The sequence below is a fragment of the Thermobifida sp. genome, assembly GCF_017577275.1.
Taxonomy (GTDB): Bacteria; Actinomycetota; Actinomycetes; order Streptosporangiales; family Streptosporangiaceae; genus Thermobifida; species Thermobifida fusca.
Window position 1 is genome coordinate 1 of record NZ_PITY01000029.1, and the last position, 18,569, is coordinate 18,569.

Below are 18,569 nucleotides of genomic sequence, written 5' to 3' on the forward strand. Positions count from 1 at the left end.
GGGGGGGGGGGGGGGCGGGGGGGGGGGGGGGGGGGGGGGGGAGGGGCGGGGGGGGGGGGGAGGGGGTGGGGGGGGGGGGAGGGGGGGGGCGGGGGGGGGGGGGTGGGGGGGGGGGGGGGGGGGGGGTGGGGGGGCGGGGGGGGGGGGGGGGGGGGGGGGGGGGGGGAGGGGGGGGGGGGGGGGTGGGGGGGGGGGGGGGGGGGGGTGTGGGGGGGGGGGGGGGGGGGGACGGGGGGGGGGGGGGGGGGGGGCGGGGGGTGGGGGGGGGTCCAGCGGGCGTGGAGGACCCGGTAGGCGGTGGGGGCTGGTTCGTCTCCGGTGAGGAGGGCGGGCAGAAGCCGGAGGACGGTCGTGTCGGGGGTGGCTCCGGTGAGGAGGAGCCGGGTGGCGAGTCGGCTTGCGTCGTCGACGACGGCGGGTTGGGCGCGGGAGAGCAGGCCGAGTAGGGCGACGGCGATGCCGAGGATGGCGCGGTCGGTGCTGTCCAAGGGTTTGGGGCGGCCGAGGAGGAGCACGGTCCGGTCGCGGGCTTGGTCGCCGATGGCGTGCAGGACGACTTCGTCGGGGGGGATCCAGAGTTTGGCGCTGAGGGGGCCGCCTGGCGTGCGGACTTTGCGGATGAGTTCGTGGGCTTCGTCGGGGAGTGGGGGGACGCGTCCGACTTGGCCGAGAGGGCGGGTGCCGAGAAGCTTGGTCCAGCAGCCGAGTGCGGCGCTGAGCGTGGTGAGGAGTTCTTGGACCGGGGTGGCGCCGATTGCGGCTTTGGTGAGGGAGCGTCCCGCGGCGGTGAATCTGCGCTGGCCGGCGAGGCGGAGCCGTTCGAGTTCTTCACCGACGGCTTGGCTGACGGCGACGAACGGTGTTTCACGTGGAACGAGCAGGAGGGGGAGCCCGTGGGCGCGGCAGCGTGCCACGAGCGTGTCGGGTACTGCGTCGTGGACGGGGGTGACGCCGAAGCCGAGCGCGGTGACCTGTGCGGAGACGAGGGCGGTCACGTACCGGTCGAGTGCTTCAGGGTCGGTGGGCAGGTTGGTCCCTGCGGTGAGGAGGAGTTCCCCACCTTTGAGGTAGGGGGCGGGGTCGAGGAGTTCGCTGACTGTGGCCCATCGAACGTGCGCGTCCGGGGCCGCGGGAACAAGGGGTTCCAAGGCGAGGTCACGGCGGGCGAGGATCGTGCGGAGCGGCACGGTTTGGGCGTCGGAGACGCCGTCACGGAAAGGTGCGGGAGACAAGTGGCTGCTTCGTCCAGGTGCGGCACAAGAGGTGTGCGGGGCGTCCATCTGTGCGGAGTTTCTTTCGAGTCTATGGTGTTTGAGGCCTTGACCTGTGCCTTTAGCGGATCGAGGACCGCATGTTCCGCGCCGTGTTAGCCGATCACGACAGTGAGGGAAGGCGGTAATCCCGTGAGCACACCGATCGGTCCCACCGACTCCAGCTTGGTTCCCCGGTTTGCTGGTCCGGCGACTTTTGCCCGACTGCCCCGCACCGATGAGGTAGCCAAGACCGATATCGCCGTGGTCGGTATCCCGTTCGACAGCGGTGTGTCCTACCGTCCCGGCGCCCGGTTCGGTCCTGCTGCTATCCGTGAGGCTAGTCGGCTGCTGCGCCCCTACAACCCGGGGTTGGATGTGTCCCCGTTCGCTGAAGTCCAGGTGGCCGACGGCGGTGACATCGCGGTCAACCCGTTCGCGATCAAGGAGGCCATTGCAACGGTCGAAGCCTCAGCCAGCGAGTTGTTGTCTCAGGGTACTCGCTTGGTGACTTTGGGTGGAGACCACACGATCGCGTTGCCGCTGCTCCGCGCCGTGCACCGGATGCACGGGCCGGTGGCGCTCCTGCACTTCGACGCCCATTTGGACACGTGGGACACCTATTTCGGTGAGCCTTACACGCACGGCACCCCGTTCCGCCGTGCCGTGGAGGAGGGGATTCTCGACACGGAAGCCCTCACCCACGTGGGGATCCGCGGCCCCCTCTACGGCAAGAAGGACTTGGAGGACGACCGCCGGTTCGGTTTCGGTATCGTCACCGCCGCGGACGTGATGCGCCGCGGGGTGGACGAGATCGCTGACATGGTGCGGCAGCGGATCGGGAACCGGCCGCTATACGTGTCCGTGGACATCGACGTCCTCGACCCGGCGCACGCTCCCGGCACCGGCACCCCGGAGGCGGGCGGCCTGACCAGCCGGGAACTGTTGGAGCTGCTGCGTGGGCTGGCCTCCTGCAACCTGGTGGGGGCCGACGTGGTGGAGGTTTCCCCCGCATACGACCACGCGCAGATCACGGCGACCGCGGCCGCCCACGTCGCCTACGACTTGGTGTCCCTTCTCGCGTTGACCGCGAAGAAGGACCGCTAGGCCACAGATACCGGGACGTGCCAGTGCCGCCGCGTCCCGGTTTTCTTCTTCACCCCCGCACCCAGCAGCCATGCTGGTTTCCCCCTTGTTGGGAGGCACTATGTCCGCATCCCGTCTTGCGCCTGAACCGGTCACGAAGATCGAAAGCTACGGGATCGCTCCGATCCCGGTGGAGGCCCAGACGTCACGCCCGTTGGACTTGTTCCGGTTGACGTTCGGAGGCGCGAACACGTTCGCGACCATCATTTTGGGCACCCTGCCGGTGGCGTTCGGGTTGAGTTTCTGGGCGTCAGTGGCAGCCATTGTCACCGGTGTTGTCGTGGGTGCGCTGATCCTCGCCCCGATGGCGTTGTTCGCACCGCGGACCCGCACCAACAACGCGATCTCCTCGGGAGCACACTTCGGCGTGGTAGGCCGGGCTTTGGGTTCGTTCCTGTCGCTGCTGACCGCTGTCACTTTCTTCTCCCTGTCGGTGTGGGGGAGCGGTGACGCGATCGTCGGCCTCGCGCTGCGGCTCGGCTTCGACGGCGGAGACGCGCTGCAAGCCGCCTCGTACGGGGTGATCGCGGTGGCCGTGTTCACGGTGTGCATTTACGGCTACCAGTTCATGCTGCTGGTCAACAAGGTGGCGGTGGTCGCGTGCACGGTCATCATGCTGCTCGGCGTGGTGGCGTACGGCGGTGTTTTCGACCCGTCGTACGCGGGCACCGGCTCCTACATTCTGGGGAGTTTCTGGCCGACGTGGATTCTGGCGGTGCTCACCGTCATGGCCAACCCGATTTCTTTCGGCGGGTTCCTCGGCGACTGGGCCCGCTACATTCCTGCCAGCCACAGCACCCGGTCGCTGCTGGCCGCGCCGTTCTTTGCCCAGGTGGCGACACTGGTGCCGTTCTTGTTCGGTGCGAGCACTGCGACGCTGGTCGCCGACCCGAACAACTATGTGACCGGCCTGGCCGTGGTGTCGCCGCTGTGGTATGCGCTGCCGTTGATCGCGGTGGCGCTCATCGGCGGCCTGTCGACGGGCACGACCGCGCTCTACGGCACGGGGCTGGACTTCAGTTCGCTGGTGCCCCGGTTGAACCGGGTGCAGGGCACGGCTGTGGTGGGCACGCTCGCGCTCGTGCTGATCTTCGTGGGCAGTTTCGTCGTCAACATGGTCGACGCGTTGAGCGCGTTCTCGATTCTGATCGTGCTGCTGACGTCGCCGTGGATGGTGGTCCTCATGATCGGGTACGTGGTTCGGCGCGGCTACTACCTGGTCGACGACTTGCAGGTGTTCAACCGTGGTGAGAAGGGCGGCGCCTACTGGTTCACCCGCGGGGTGAACTGGCGGGCTGCGGCGGCGTGGCTGGTTGCGGCGGTCGCCGGGCTGCTGTTCGCGAACACGTCGATTATTGTGGGGCCGTTTGCGAACGCGGCCGGGGGATCGACATCAGTCTGCCGGTGACGCTGCTTGCCGCCGCGGTGGTCTACCCGGTCATGCTGCTGCTGTTCCCGGAGCCGCGCGGCGTGTTCGGCCCGGAAGGGCCGCGGTTCGTCCCCGCCCGGGACACGGTGATCGAAGAGATCCGGCAGCGCCGTTCCGTGGAACCGACCACCAGCGTGTAGACGTCGGGTCTGGCAGGGCCGCGCCCCGTCCCCTAGGGTGCGGCCCTTTTCTGTGGGGTCCCTCCCAGCGTGGGGACCGTGTGTGGACCGGGGATGACGTGCAGTTTCCCCAAAAATGACTTGACGAAGTATCACCAAAAGAAGGTGGGATGCGCTGGCGGGGCCTCCTAGGCTCACCAGGTGAGCGGGTCCGAACCAGGACGGCGGTCCGACCGGGTCGCCGCGGGCCGGGGCCCGACCACCCCGGTCTGGCCCGTATCCGACGGGGAGGTCCCCATGGCTCAGCTCAACAGCACGACAGTGACCGGTACCGCGGTCGCAGAATTCCGTTCCGAGTTCGCCGGACAGGTCCTGGAACCTGGCGACTCCGGCTACGACCAGGCCAGGACTGTGGTCAATCCTCTCGTGGACTTGCGTCCCCGCGTGATCGCCCAGTGCGAGACGGTGGACGATGTGGTGCGGGCGGTCAGGTTCGGCCGCGAACACGATTTGGAGATCGCGGTCCGCGGCGGCGGCCACGGGGTGGGCGGTGAGGCGCTCACCGACGGCGGAATCGTCATCGACTTGCGGCGCATGAGCGAGGTGACGGTCAATCCCGAAGAGGCGAACGCGCGGGTCAGCGGAGGGGCCACGATGGGGCACCTGGACCGCGCCGCCCAGCCGTATGGTCTGGCTACGACCGGGGGCCGGGTGTCCACGATCGGGGTGTGCGGGCTGGTGCTCAACGGGGGCAGCGGCTGGCTGGACCGCAGGTTCGGTTTGGCGTGCGACAATTTGCTCGCCGCGGAACTGGTGACGGCTGACGGTGACGTGGTGCGTGCCTCCCCCGAGGAGAATCCGGAACTGTTTTGGGCCCTGCACGGCGGCGGGGGGAATTTCGGCGTGGTCACGTCGATGACGCTGCGCTTGCACGAGCTGCCGTCAGTGAACGTGTCTTTGCTGCTGTGGGATGCCGAAGCGGGCCCGGATGTGGTGCGTGCCTACCGCGAGTTCATGGGGGCGTCCACGGATGACGTGTGCGGCGGGTTGATGTATATGACGGCGCCGTCGGAAGATTTCGTGCCGCTGTGGCTGGTGGGCCGGTTGGTGTGCGCGGTGCTGCTCATCCACACCGGCCGGGACCCGGACGAGGTGGCGCGTGACTTGCAGCCGATGCGGGAGGCCGGGCATGTGGCGGAAATGTCCGCGGAGATGGCTTATGCGGATGTGCAGTGCCTGTTGGACGGTCCGCCCGGCTACCACACCTACTGGTCGGCGGAGCATGTGACGACGCTGCCGGATGAGGCGGTGGACCGCTACTGCGCGGGGGCGCAGAGGATGCCGGCTCCGTCGCCGTCGCAGTATCTGCTGGCCCCGCAGGGCGGCACCGTGTCGCGGGCGTTGACGGATTATCCGATCCCGTGGCGGTATGCCGCGTGGGGGGTGTACCCGTTCGGGGTGTGGCGGGATGCTGCGGACGAGGAGCGGGTGGTCCAGTGGGCGCAGAGTGTGCGCGCGGAGATGAGTCCGTGGGCGACGGGCGCGGTCTATCTCAGCGTGGCCGGTGATGAAGAGGAGCACCGTATGGTGTCCGGGTTCGGCGGCTGGGACAACTATCACCGCCTGGCACGGGTGAAAGCCCAGTACGACCCGGAGAACGTGTTCCACCGCAACCCGAACATCAAACCCGCCTGACCAGGGCGATCCGGGGCGGCAGGCCGCCGCGGGCTCAGTGGTCCGCGGCGACCCGGCTCAGGAATTCAAGGGCTCCGTCCAGGTCGAGGGCGTGCGCGGCATAGGAGCGGGACAGCAGTTCCTCGCCTAGGTAGCGGTCGTATTTGTGGCGGCGTTGATCAGCGACCCTGCGCGCGAGTTCCACGGGGTCGGGCAGGTCGGCTGCCACGAGGTGGGCGGCTGTGGCACGTACTGAGTCCGCGGGTGTGCCTGGCACGGCGAGGAACGCTCCCACGTGGACGGCTTTCATTCCGGCCCACTGGAACAGGTGGCGGAGGGTTTCCGCGGTTCTGTCTCCCCGCCACGGGAACAGCAGCGTGTCCCCGTTGTATTCGTAGACGTCGGTGTCCGCGAGTCCCATGGCACGGAACGCGGAACGTCCTTCGTCAAGGAGGATCGCTGCGGCTTCGTCGAGGTAGCGGGGCACTTCAGTGTCGAGGTACACCTCGCGCATGCGCTGCCGGATCCGGTCGTGGACCGGGGCGGCCGAGCCCATGAACCCGGGTGGGACGGCGGAGCCGCGGGCGGGGGTGACGAGGATGCGGCGCTCATCGGGTTTCACCTCTACGACCTGCCAGGTGCGTCCCGCGAATGCGAGGAGTGCGCCCGCGTCCACGCTGGGGCTGAGCGGCATGGTGCCCATGTCGCCGTCCACGGTGGCGATCGCGTACTCTTCGGCGACGTCGAACGCCGAATAGAACGCGTAGTGGTTGAGTAGGGCTTCCCCGATTTTTCCGGGCAGCAGCAGGCCGCTGCGTTCTTGGGAGATGAGCTGGTGTTCGCCGAGGGACCGCAGCAGGCTCGCAAAAGTGTGCTCGTCTACTCCCGGGAATGCGCCTGTAGCGCACAGCTCCCGGTACAGGCGGAGGGCGTGCGCGCCGCCGTGTTGGGCGAGGACGGACAGGATCTGCTGGACCAGGGTGGACAAGTGCGGGGTGTCCAGGTTGGGCGGCTCATACCAGCGGCTCAACAGGAGTTCCACCATGGCCACGGTCTGCACCAGGTCAAGGCGGAGCCGGTCCACTGGCATGTCGGGGTGGGCTTGTTCGGTGATGTACAAGTACAGTTTCGCGGCGGCACCGCCCCGCCCGGACCGGCCGAGCCGCTGCCGTAGCCCGGCCACGCTGGGAGGCACCCCAAGCTGCACGACTGTGTCCACCCAGCCCACGTCGATGCCGAGTTCGAGGGTGGACGTGCACACCACGGTGGCGGGTGCCGACCGGTTTTTCAGTCGTTGTTCGGCGTGGGCGCGCAGTTCTGCGGAGAGTGAGCCGTGGTGGGGGAAGAACGGGTTGGGCAGCCGCTCTTGGCGGGCGAGCGCGGATAGGGCGGAGACACAGCTTTCTACTGCCCCGCGCGAGTTGACGAACACCATGTTGTGCCCGGTGCGGACCACCTGGTACAGGTGGGCGAGCGCGTCCGGGCTCATGCTGGTGCCGGGGTCGCTTCGCATGTCCGCCACATAGCCGCGGAGTTGGAGGAGGAGTTCTTTGCCGCCATGCTGGTCTTCCACGACCACGACCTGTTCTCCGTGGCCGGGGCGGAGGAATTCGGCGGCGGCGCGCAGGTCGGCGAGGGTGGCGGACATGCCGATCCGGGAGACTCGGCGGCCTGCCGCGTGTTCGAGCCGGTTCATGAGGGAACGCAGTTGCGCGCCGCGTGCTGTGCCGAGGAAGGAGTGCAGTTCGTCGACGACGATGTAGCGCAGGTCGCGGAAGAGCTGCGACACCGTGGAGCCGCGTCTGACGAACATTGCTTCCAGTGACTCTGGGGTGATCAGCAGGATGCCGGCGGGGTCTCCCCGCAGTCGGTCTTTCTGGGTGACGCCGATATCGCCGTGCCAGGCGGTGACCGGGACTTTGATGCGCGCGCACAGTGCGGTGAGACGCGCGTGCTGGTCGTTGATGAGCGCTTTGAGCGGGCTCAGGCACACCGCCTGGATGCCGGTGGCCTCCCCGTGGTCGGCGTCGCGGGCCAGCACCGAGCACACGGGGAGGAACACCGCTTCGGTTTTCCCGCCGGCGGTTGCCGCTGCGAGCAGCACGTCGACGTTACCGCTGATGATCGGCTGGATGGCTTGTTCTTGGATGGGGCGCAGGCTGGTCCAGCGCTGCTCCCATACCCAGCGTTGTACGTCCCGGTGCAGGAGCGAGAACGCGTCCGGGGCGGTCGTGTTAGAGCCGGAAGGAGGCGAGGGGCGAGTCATTCTCCACGTCGTCCTTGGGGTCCAGCGGCTGCAGGTCGGGGTTGGTTTCTTTCACGACTTCCATTTGGGTGAGGAGGGTGCGCCAGTCAGCGTTCTCGTTCTGCACGAGCACGTCCATGAGGCCGATGAACTGTTTGATGGTGCTGCGCGGGGTGCGGAAGTAGGCGTCGCCGACACGTTCTTCGCAGTGCCGCATGAACGCTTCGATGGCCTCGTCAGGCAGCGGGTGTTTCGCCGGGTCGCCTGAGGCGTAGACGTGGCGGACTTTGCGGAGGAGCTCGTAGAAGTGCTCTTTGGTGAAGTGGCTGAGCCGCATGACTGGGCCGTGGAAGTCGACGAGTCCGCCGGTGGCGTAGGGGTTTTCTTCGAGCCGGGAGCGCAGCGCCTCGTAGGAGTAGAGGCCGCGCAGCGGGTCTTCGAGGAATTCCGGGGTGCCGCCGAACAGGAAGCCGATGTATTCGGCGCGGCCTTGCTGGGTGTCGTTGATGATGTTGAGGATCTGCTCGTAGTTGGCGTGCCGGGACCCTTTGTGGCTGAGCTTGTAGAGGTTGACGAGCTCGTCGAAGCAGACCAGGAGCCCACGGTAGCCGGCCATGGTGGTGAAGGCCGCCATGAGTTTGAGGTGGTCGAACAGGGACCGGTCGTCGATGATTTCGCTGACGCCCAGGTCTCGGCTGGCTTCGGTTTTCTTCGCGTATTCGGCGCTGAGCCAGCGCAGGGCGTGGGCGCGTAGTTCTTCGTCTTGGTGGACGTGGGAACGCCAGTACGCTTCGATGACTTTGGCGAAGCTCGGACCGCCAGGGAATTCGCGTAGTCCCCACAGGCGTTCGCTGAGCTGGTGTTCCACTGTGGTGCCGTTAGCTTCAGCGTCCCGCCGCACTTGGGTCACGAATTTTTCTACGACGGTGGTGAGTGCGCGGCCGCCGGGCTTGCCGCGGGTCGCCATGTTCGCCATGAGGGTGGAGTAAAGTCTGCGGGCTCGGCCTTGGCTGCCCTGCAGTCGGCGGTCCGGGGTGAGGTCAGCGTGGACGGTGACCAGGTCTTCTTTGTGGGCGATGGACCGGACCAGGTGGAGGAAGAACGTTTTTCCGGCCCCGTAGTCGCCGATGACGAACCGGACGGCGCCTGCCCCGTTTTTGATCTGCTTGATGCTGGTGTGGAGGGCTTCGAGTTCTCTGCCCCGCCCGACTTGGATGAGATGGGCCCCGCGGTAGGGGACGACGCCGTTGCGGAGCGCGTCAAGCAGCGGGCCTCTGTCTTTGCTGCGGATGGTGAGGGAGGGGACGGGCGTTTCAGTCACTGGGTCATCTCCTCGAAGATCACCTTGTGCACGGTGATGTGGTCGTCGTTTTCGCTGAGGACAACGGTGCCGGTCCGGTGCAGCGCTACTTCGTTGATTGCGTCGATCGCGTCGTAGACGTCGATGCCGTACCAGTGGGCTAGCCGAGTGGTGTCGGCAAGGTTCCAGTGGTCGCGGGTTGCAAGGTCGGTGAGCAGCGCGATGTGGCGCTGGCTGAGCGGCGTGATTTTCGGGAGTTTCTTTGGGGTGAGCGGTGTGTCGGGGGAGGCCGGGGTGAGCGGGTTCCCGGAGTGGGGGTTGTCGGGCGGGGGAGCGATCCCCCGGTAGCTCAGTCTCAGCCGGAGGATTGCTTCCAAGCCGAGGATGCGGTGGACGCTGAGCAGGAAAACAGTCTGGTTCTCGGTGGTTTTTCCGCCCACTTCGGCGACGTCGAGCAGCAGGTCGCCGAGTTTTTCCCGCTCGCGTAGCGGGAGTTGGGCGAGGCGGGAGCACAGGTTGAGCGGGGGTTCCGTGGCGGCTGTCTCCCGTTCGTGCAGGCGCAGCTCCCGCCAGTCTTTCTCGAACAGGTCGGCTATGGTTTCGGCCGCTCTCGTGATGAGGAGCCGGTGTTCGACGGTCAGCGGTCCTGCCAGGGATGCCAGGTGAAGAGCAAGCTCAGCGAAGTCCCGGATGGTTTGCTGTGAGGCTGCCGCTGGAGCGGGGACTGGTGGCGGGGTGACTGCTGGGGGTTTCGGCGCGGCGGGAGCTGCTGTTGCCCGGTTGGCGGGGGAAGAGTGCAGCGTCGTATTCCCCGTGGCGAGGTTTCCCGCGGCGAGGGTTGAGCTTGGGGTTGCCGTGTTCCCGGCAAGCCGGTTCCGTTCCACGGCTTGCGCGTAGATCTTCTGTACCCGGTTGACCAGGTCCTGCGGCGGGGCGATGTCGGCCACGTCGCGCACCCCAGGTACCGGCAGCCGGACTTCTCCCAGGCCGGGGCAGGAAGCCCGGTAGACGTATTCGAATTGCGGGGCGGTTGCCGGAACGATCTGATCGCCTTGGTAGGGGAGGATGAGACCCTTGTAGGGGAGCGGCAAGTTGAGGGAGGAGAAGTTTTTCCGGTATTCCTCAGGGTTTTCTGGACGTAGATGGTAGAGAACCCATTCCAGTGCCCACTCGGGAGGCAGGGAGAGGTTGTCTCGAGCCAGCAGTCCTAGCCCGAGTCGGAATTCTTGTGGAATCTGCTGGGTTGCTGGAGAGTAGCGGGGCGGAGAGCTAGGGGCCGCGAGTTTTTCTCCGCTGGCGATGTCGGCAAGGATGAGTAGGCGGCGTGTTTGCTCAGTGAATTCGGGGCTCGCCGCGAATTCTTCGATGAGTCGTTTCAGTTCTTCGCGCAACCGCGGAGGGATGCGAATTTTCTCTTTCGTGGACCGGATCATTTCGATGATCCGGCGCTCTAGCCCATTGCGGAATAGTCTTCCGAAGACGATCGGAACTGATGCTCCACTGTCCCGGTTTGCCAGCCATGACAGGTATCGGGCCCGCTCCTGCGGGGTGAGGTCGGGGTATCCGGCTACTGGACGGCGGGGAGCCCTGCCGTGCGGGCTGACAACAGAGCTGTCGATTTCCAAGGAGAGGTCGATGGCTGAAGAGCGCTGGATGTCGTCGTCTGCCTCTCGCGGGGCATAGCCTGTATACACCATTCCATCGGGAATAGTGTATTTGCTGATGCGGACAGTTGTTCCGGGTGCTTTCCAGGAAGACCAGCGGATTTTTTGGGTTGTTTGAGAGAGTTCGGCTTCTGGGTGGGGAAGGGGTGTAGCGAAGGGTTGCGCAGGACGGGCTTCTTCTTTCTTTGTCTTCTCTACATCGGCTTGTGCTGCGCGAACAATACGCCCCAAATGGCTCAGCGGGAGGGCTAGGTTGCTGATGTCATAGATTTCGGGGACGGGGACTCGAATCGTGTCAAGATCGGGGTTGGCGGGTGTGTAGACCCAGGTGAATTCTTTTCCTTCGTTGAAGGGAACAGGCATTCCTCCTGGGAATTCTTCGGTGAAGCGTCGCCGGAACGCTTCGTGGAAAGCCTCGTCGGTGCGCAGAGCCATGGGCGGGCGTACCTGCTCGTGGTGGACAGCCCAGGACAGCGCCCAATCGGCGGGGATCTGCTTGTTGTGTGCTTTCAACACACCCAGCCCGTAGCGGAGTTCGTCGGGCAGCGTGTCGTAGGGGTCTTTGGGCGACGGTGGTTTGCCGGGGCTGTGGAGGTTTCCTTGAGCGAGGTATCTGACGAGCGCGCGTAGTGTGTATGCGCGCTGCCGGAAGCGCCGCATGATGCGGTACGTGTCGATGAGGCGGTCCAATTCCGCGTGGATGGTTGCCAGTTCGCTGGTGGGTGCACTGCCTGGGAGGATGTCGCACAGCACCCGCTGCTCTAGCCCGTAGAGGAAGAGGAAGAGCGGGGTGTCTTCGGACACCACTCCGATGCGTCCCGCGGCGAGCCAGTCTAAGTAGCGGCCTCGGGCGTCAGGGGGAAGCTGGTGGTAGCCCTTGTCGTGATGGTTGGAGGCGGGGGTGCCTGGAGCGCTCTCAGCCGGGAGGTCGGGGTTGATGAGCGCGGCTTGCCGATCGTCGACCGGGGTTCCGACATAGACCAGTCCGGTTGTGATTTTCCGTCCTTGGACGGAGACGGTTTCCCCGATCCTGACCCAGAAGCCTTCCTGACCTCGGGCGGCTGGCGGCTCTGGCAGGACAGCCGGAGGCGGTGCGCTGCTGGACGCGGCAGGCTGCTGCTCTGCTTTGGTTGGAGGCGTCTCGACGGAGGCGGGCAGGGCTCCTTGTTTCCGGAGCACCTCTACCACTTCAGGGTCGACTTCGATGGTGTCTTCTTGCTCGTCGACAAGCTCCATGTCGACGAGGTCGAGTGCGTATTCGTTGATCTCGGCTAGCGCACCGTCGATCATGAGGCCGTGGTGTCGGGCGAGCGAGGAGACTTCGACCCGAGCCCATTCCTGCTTGGTGATCAGGGTGGCGAGGAAAGCGTGGAGCCGGTGTTCCAGCCGGGAGAGGACTGCGGTGTCTGTGTCCGTCTCGGTTCTGGTGGACGCGGCGGGAGGAGCTAGAACGGGGGCTGTTTCTTCCGTGTGCTCCTCGTCTTCTTCGTTTTCGTACAGGTCGGCGAGGAATGCGTCTGTGTGACGCACCTCGTCTTGGACGGCGGCGAGGCGCTTGCGGTCGAGGAAGTCGCTTTGTTGGGGAGCAGAGCGCGGTTGGACCGCTTCGCTCTGTGGTTTTTCTGCTGGTTGTGCGGCCGGAGTCGGGATGGGTTTTCCAGTGTCGGTGTTGGGGGCGGTAGGGGGCGGGGCTGTTGTTGTTTCCGCGGGTTTTTCTGGTTGTACCTGTTGTTCGAAGAGGGCGGGTTTGCTGGGGACGGTTTGAGGCTTGTGCGGCTTCCGGTAGTGGACGGGTTGGCGCTGGGAGATGGATGGACGGTAGGTCTCCTCTCCGGGCGAGGGGTCTTGCGTCCAGCTAAGCTGCCAGTCCTGTTCAGGGGTGTCCTCGAGGTAGGTGAGCAGCTTGAGGAAGTGAGCTGCCTGCTTTTCTAACCTGGCGTCAGCGCCGTAGACGGCTAGCAGCCGCTCGGTTTCTTCGCGGATGGCTGAGAGGTCGCTTGCTCGTTTGTGCTCTTTCAGATTCCGCAGGATCCGGCTTTCTAGTCCGGTGAAGAAGAGGTAGACGAAGCTGATGGAGAGGCCGCGTCTTTTTCGGCCGCTGGCTAGCCAGCGCAGGTAGGCGGTTCTGGCTGAGGGGAGGAGGAGACGGTAGGGGAGCATGGAGGCACCCCGCGGCAGGGAGGGGTGGAAGTCGGGAGCCCAACCGACGGGCAGCGAGGGGTCGAGCTGTGAGAGTTCGGGGGGCGGTTCTTTGGTGGAAGGGGTTTGCCCGACGTACACCATCCCGTCGGGGATAGTGATGAAGTTGACGACGACCGGGGTGCCAGCAGGGATCCACCAGAGATTGTCGCCTTCTTGCTGCCAGTGCTGTTCCGGCTGGAGACCGCTTCTTTTCGATCCCGTAGGCGACGTTCTCTTGGTCAAAGTCCCGCTCCTTAACTCTTGTTGAGATGCTCCCGAGGCCGGTGGCGTGTCTCCGCGGCTTATCCGAGCGGTTTGGGGGGTGAAGCCGACCGGTGGTCTGTCCGCACGGTGTCCTCTATGAGGACATGCGGCCCTCTCTGCACGGATGCCTCCGTCCATCTCCTCTCTTATCAGCTCTTTTAGGGATTTACGTCCCGAATTGTGGCGATTTTCAGGCGGGGTGCCTTCAGGAGTGCCACGATCTTCAGTAAGCTACACATTCCGACTGCGATGTGAACGTAGCTAACAATTTAGTGTCTTTTCTTGGTGGGTCACACTGCTTCCCTTGTGTTAGGGGCACGCTTGTGACCTTCCGTCCGCAAGAAGAAACCCACAGCGAGCGCAATCGAGGCCATACCTGCCCAGGCCCGGTTGCGGTTCGCAGAGAGAAGCGGGGGTGGCGCCAGGTCGACCCGGTCAGACAGGCCACTTCGGTGTCCCTGTACAGCGTCGAAGACGACCGGTTCGGCGAGACCTTGGCCAATGATCTGAGGCCTCGACCCGGGTGTACGGCCCCTCCTAGCCGCAGACCGCGAAAGTCCGCGCCTTACCAGAGCGAGCCACAAAACTGCGGACAACTGCACCGGTCTTCTTGAGAAGTGCGAATGTCGCGATACGGTCGAATAACGGGTGGGACGGAAGGAAACAGTTCAATGGCGCGCCTGGCGATTGACCGTGACTTTCTCCTCGACTTCGCGAAACTGGAGAAAAGCGTCCAGGACCGGGTCACCGAGGTCTTCACGAAATTCGAGCATGCCCGCCACACGGGAATCCACCTCGAAAAGATCGCCAATGCCCGCGACGACCGGTTCCGCACCATCCGCATCGACCAGTTCTGGCGCGGCGTAGTCCTCGCCCCCGAGGCAGGCGACATCTACACCTTGCTCAAAGTCCTCCCGCACGACGACGCCTACGCGTGGGCGCAGCGCCGCACCGCCACCGTCAACGGGGCCACCGGCCGCATCGAAATCCGCGACGTGGAAGCCATCGACGCTTCCCTGCCCCACCTCGAACAGGTTGCCCAAGACGCCCCGCGGCGGTTGTTCGACCAAGTCAGCGACAGTGACCTGCGCCGACTGGGAATCGACGGGCAGACACTCGCGTTCGCCCGCGTACTCACCGACGAAGCCCAGTTGGAAGCCGCCGAAGGCCTCCTGCCTTCCGTGCAGTGGAAAGTCTTGACCGCGCTCGCCGCAGGCTACACCCCGGAGGAAGCGTGGGACGAGCTGTGTGTCGACATCACCAGCGAGCAGATCGACCCTGACGACTTGGACGCGGCAGTCGAACGCAGCCGCGACCGGGTGGTGTTCGTCGACGGCCCCGACGAACTGCTGTCAGTGCTCGCCTACCCCTTCGCGCTGTGGCGGGTCTACCTGCATCCGGTGCAGCGGAGCGTGGTCGAAGCCAGCTATCGGGGTCCGGCCCGGATCACCGGCGGGCCCGGCACCGGGAAAACCGTGGTCGCCCTGCACCGCGCCCGCCACCTGGCCCGCACCGGGGAAGGAAAAGTCCTCGTCACCACGTTCACGTCGACGCTCGCCGAGTCGCTGCGGGCAGGCCTGATGCTGTTGGACGACTACGACGAGTTCGTTGACCGGATCGACGTCGCCCACGTCGACCAGCTCGCCCACCGGATCGTCCGCGAAGAGCACGGCGCCCTGCGGATGCTGACCGGCGCGCAAGAACGCGAACTGTGGTCCACGATCATCCGCGACCTGGGGCTTTCGTTCACGCCCGCGTTCCTCGCCGAGGAGTGGCGGCAGGTCGTCATCGCCCAGCAGGTGCGTTCGGCACAGGACTACCTCGCCGCGAAACGCACCGGGCGGGGACGGCCCCTCGGCTCCCAGCAGCGTGCCCACGTCTGGCAGGCGATCTGGGAGTTCGAAGCCGCACTGCGCGAGCAGGGTCTGTGGACGCACGAAACCGTGTGTGTGGAGGCAGCGCGGCTGCTCGCCGAACGCGACCGGAAACCGTACCGACACATCGTGGTGGACGAAGCCCAAGACCTCAGTCCGGAAAAATGGCGGCTGCTGCGCGCCGCCGTGTCTGAAGGCCCGAACGACTTGTTCTTCGCTGCCGACACCCACCAGCGCATCTACCAGCATCAGGTCACTTTACGTGACGTCGGTATCACCATTGCGGGACGCTCCACCCGGCTGCGCATCAACTACCGCACCACCGCGGAAATCCTCGCCTGGAGCCTGGGCCTGCTGCACGGGGAACGGATCGACGACATGGACGGCGGCGTCGAATCGATCACGGGCTGCCGCTCGGAACTGCACGGTCCCCCGCCTACCGTGCAAGGGTTCGCCAGCAAGGAAGACGAGCTGTGCGCTGTCGCCGCCGCAGTCCGGGAGTGGATGGACAGCGGGGTGGCCCCCGAAGAGATCGGGGTGGCTGTGCGCTCCAACCGGCTGGTGAAAGAGGTTGCCGAGACGCTGAACGCAGAGTCGATCCCCGTGCGGGAACTCGCCGGAGGGCTCCCTGAGGACGGTGCGGTGTCCGTCGGCACTATGCACCGGATGAAAGGACTGGAGTTCCGTTGCCTGGTGGTCGCCGGAGTCAGTGAAGGGCAGTTGCCCGCCCCCAAAGCGGTTGTCCCGGAATCTGAGGACAAAGCCGCACACCGCGCTGGCCTGCAACGGGAACGCTGCCTGTTGTTCGTGGCGTGCACGCGGGCCCGTGAACAACTCCTGGTCACGTGGAGTTGCGAGCCGAGCCCGTTTCTTACCGCGCTCTCTTGAGGTTTTCTCTGCAACAGTGAGAAAGGTTCCTTATGGCCAATTGTCTACATTGCTCGACCAAATCGACTCAGGAACGATCCTGCTTCCTGAGTTCCAGCGCGGTTACGTGTGGAACCGGGACCAGGTGCGCGGGCTGATGCGGTCCCTGTACCGGGGGTACCCGGTGGGCAGCCTGCTGCTGTGGGAGACCGCGGCGACCGATGTGGCTGCTCGAGGCGGTACGGTGGGAGACGGCCGGACCCACCTGATGCTGCTGGACGGCCAGCAGCGTATCACCTCCCTGTACGGCGTCATCCGAGGTCGGCCACCCGCGTTCTTCGAAGGGGACGCGAAGGCGTTCACCGGGCTGTACTTCCACGTGGAAGACGAGGTCTTCGAGTTCTATTCGCGCAGCAAGATGGCCTCAGATCCCCGTTGGGTGAATGTGACCGAGCTGTTCCAGCAGGGGCCGGTTCCCTACTTGGCGAGGTTCACCGATGCTCCCTCTGAACTAGCCACCATCTACCTGCAGCGGCTCAACCGACTCCACCAGGTGACCGAGCGCGAGTTCCCCCAGGAGAAAATCACTGGGGCGGACAAAGAAATCGACGAAGTTGTCGACATTTTCAACCGGGTGAACTCGAGCGGTACCAAGCTGTCTAAGGGTGACCTGGCACTGGCCAAGCTGTGCGCACAGTGGATGGAAGCCCGCAGCAAGATGCGTGAAGCTCTCCGCCGGTGGGAGCGGGCTGGGTACCGTTTCGACCTGGATTGGCTGCTGCGCACTGTTACCGCGGTGGCAACAGGACGTTCCCAGTTCGAAGCACTGGAACGGCTCAAAGCTTCTGAATTCAAGGCCGCCCTAGAGAAGACGGTCGCTCACGTCGACACTTTCCTTAACACCGTGTCTGGACGGCTCGGGCTCGATCACGACAGAGTGCTGCCCGGCCGGTACTCCATCATGGTGGTGGTACGACTGCTGGAGCTCAACAACGGCTCCTTCACGGACGGCGTGCACCGGGACAAGACCCTCTACTGGTACATCCACTCCGCCCTGTGGGGTCGCTACTACGGTTCCGCAGAGAGCAACCTGCAACAGGACCTCGAGACCTTGGCCCGGGAAGGCATTGACGGACTTATCTCTTCCCTGGAACGGGTTCGAGGCGGTTCTCTCACCATCCGCCCGCACGACTTTGAGGGGGCTACTAAGGGCTCGCGTTTCTACCCGGTGCTGTACATGCTCAGCCGGGTCAAGGGAGCCCGCGACTTCGGAACAGGACTGGAACTGAAGGCCGAGACGTTGGGCAAGTTCTCATCTTTGGAGATCCACCACGTCTTCCCGAAGCCACTGCTGTACAACGGCTACGACCGCAAGCATGTGAACGCAATCGCGAATTTCTGTTTCCTCACCCCGCAGAGCAAACTGGAGATAGGCAACCGCAGTCCTGAGGAGTACCTTCCTGAGGTGGAGGCCCGGCATCCTGGGGTGCTCGCTTCGCAGTGGATTCCCACCGATCCTGCGTTGTGGAAACTGGAACGCTACCGCGATTTCCTCTTCGCCCGTCGGGAACTGCTGGCTGAGGCAGCCCAGTCTTTCTTGGAGGAGCTGCGCTCCGGGACAGCAAGTGCAAACGAGACGGTGCTCCGCCCGATCAGCGTGGTCACGGAGAAGTCCGACGACGCGCGTGCCGTACAGGTCCGCGAGCTTATCGAAGAGCTGCAGCGGATGGGATACTCGGAGCCGCTCGTCGACACCGAAGTGCCCGACCCGGAGACGGGGCGGGCAATCGCGGTTGCCGAGGCGTTCTGGCCGGAAGGGTTGCAGGCCGGACAAGGGGCTCCCGTGGTGTTGGAGTTGGATCCTGGGGAAGCCGACCTCCCCCGGTTGAAGGAGTTGGGCTACGAGGTGTTCACCTCGGTGGATGCCCTGCTCGGCTATGTCAAGCGGCGGAACGCGGACGCAGCTGGGGAACGCCTGGTCGAACCGGAAACCGTGGCGGCGGAGCCCCGGGAGGAAAACGAACCGCTGCTGCGGGAGCTGGGATTGGCGCTGCGTTCGCTCTACGACCGAGCCCGCGACGAGGCCGGATACACCCCCTCCCAACTGTTGAGCATGATTGCGGACTTGGGGCCGTTGGGTGCGGCACGTCGACTGCTGCACGCGCCCACAGTCTCCGACGGGTTCTCTGCGCTGTGGGAGCGCGGCCGCCTCGACCTGACCGTGGAAGCAGTGGTGTGCGAGCCCCGGTTCGCCCCGCTGTTCACTGAAGAGGAGTTGGAGACAGCGCGTCGGCGTCTCAACCAGTTCGGCTATTCCGTTGACAGCGCGGCCTGAAATGCTCCACCGCGTGCCCGGTGCCAGGGCTGCATACCGGAAAAGCCTTGGCGCCGGGCAGCGGTGACGCGCCCGAAAGCAGAGTTCGCGGCCGTGATTCTTCGCGGCGTAGAGGGCGGTTAAGGCAGTCAGGAGCACTCAGGCGGACACCACCGCGGATCTTCCGGTGGGCAGAAACAGCGGGTGCTCGGATGAGGGCTACGACGTGAGGGGCCGCATCA

The 18,569-nt window shown here is 65.4% G+C and carries 8 protein-coding genes and 2 pseudogenes; 6 read left to right on the forward strand and 4 right to left on the reverse strand.

Annotation, left to right across the window (positions count from 1 at the left end; translation table 11 throughout):
* Nucleotides 1–278 precede the first annotated feature (278 nt).
* A complete protein-coding gene (locus CW348_RS14000) occupies nucleotides 279–446 on the forward strand; it encodes a hypothetical protein (protein WP_287464035.1) in 168 nt (55 codons plus the stop codon).
* Between the two features lie 438 nt (nucleotides 447–884).
* Here CW348_RS14000 and CW348_RS14005 read toward each other — a convergent pair.
* Nucleotides 885–1,280 (reverse strand): annotated as a pseudogene (locus tag CW348_RS14005) (PucR family transcriptional regulator ligand-binding domain-containing protein); the annotation flags it as partial.
* A 123-nt stretch (nucleotides 1,281–1,403) separates the two neighbouring features.
* Between CW348_RS14005 and speB the strand changes: the two are divergent.
* The 3 genes and pseudogenes from speB (at nucleotide 1,404) to CW348_RS14025 (ending at nucleotide 5,639) form a co-directional block, all read left to right on the forward strand.
* The gene (gene speB, locus CW348_RS14010) at nucleotides 1,404–2,357 is read left to right on the forward strand and encodes an agmatinase (RefSeq protein ID WP_104612970.1); all 954 of its coding nucleotides are present in this window, start codon (nucleotides 1,404–1,406) and stop codon (nucleotides 2,355–2,357) included.
* Nucleotides 2,358–2,457: 100 nt separating this feature from the next.
* Nucleotides 2,458–3,965, forward strand: a pseudogene (locus CW348_RS14015) (purine-cytosine permease family protein).
* 276 nt (nucleotides 3,966–4,241) lie between these two features.
* Nucleotides 4,242–5,639, forward strand: a complete 1,398-nt coding sequence (locus CW348_RS14025) for an FAD-binding oxidoreductase (protein WP_016187982.1) — start codon at nucleotides 4,242–4,244, stop codon at nucleotides 5,637–5,639.
* Nucleotides 5,640–5,673: 34 nt separating this feature from the next.
* On the opposite strand, the gene CW348_RS14030 is transcribed toward CW348_RS14025, so the two are convergent.
* From CW348_RS14030 to CW348_RS14040, 3 genes are read right to left on the reverse strand one after another with little or no spacing between them, the layout of a single operon-like run.
* Nucleotides 5,674–7,884, reverse strand: coding sequence for a DEAD/DEAH box helicase (locus CW348_RS14030; RefSeq protein WP_016187983.1), 2,211 nt, complete (start codon nucleotides 7,882–7,884; stop codon nucleotides 5,674–5,676).
* On the reverse strand, nucleotides 7,853–9,184 hold the full coding sequence (locus CW348_RS14035; protein WP_011290509.1) for an ATP-binding protein: 1,332 nt from the start codon (nucleotides 9,182–9,184) through the stop codon (nucleotides 7,853–7,855). The genes CW348_RS14030 and CW348_RS14035 overlap by 32 nt, the downstream gene beginning before the upstream one ends.
* Complete coding sequence (locus CW348_RS14040) at nucleotides 9,181–13,251, reverse strand: TerB N-terminal domain-containing protein (protein WP_287464000.1); 4,071 nt, start codon at nucleotides 13,249–13,251, stop codon at nucleotides 9,181–9,183. The genes CW348_RS14035 and CW348_RS14040 overlap by 4 nt, the downstream gene beginning before the upstream one ends.
* Before the next feature lie 692 nt (nucleotides 13,252–13,943).
* On the opposite strand from CW348_RS14040, the gene CW348_RS14045 reads away from it, so the two are divergent.
* Together CW348_RS14045 and CW348_RS14050 are read left to right on the forward strand one after the other, a co-directional pair.
* Nucleotides 13,944–16,034: a UvrD-helicase domain-containing protein gene (locus CW348_RS14045; protein ID WP_104612973.1), complete on the forward strand. Its 2,091-nt coding sequence runs from the start codon at nucleotides 13,944–13,946 to the stop codon at nucleotides 16,032–16,034.
* Nucleotides 16,035–16,074: 40 nt separating this feature from the next.
* Nucleotides 16,075–18,348 (forward strand): DUF262 domain-containing protein, encoded by a 2,274-nt coding sequence (locus tag CW348_RS14050; RefSeq protein ID WP_258076900.1) that lies wholly within the window; start codon nucleotides 16,075–16,077, stop codon nucleotides 18,346–18,348.
* Nucleotides 18,349–18,569 lie beyond the last annotated feature (221 nt).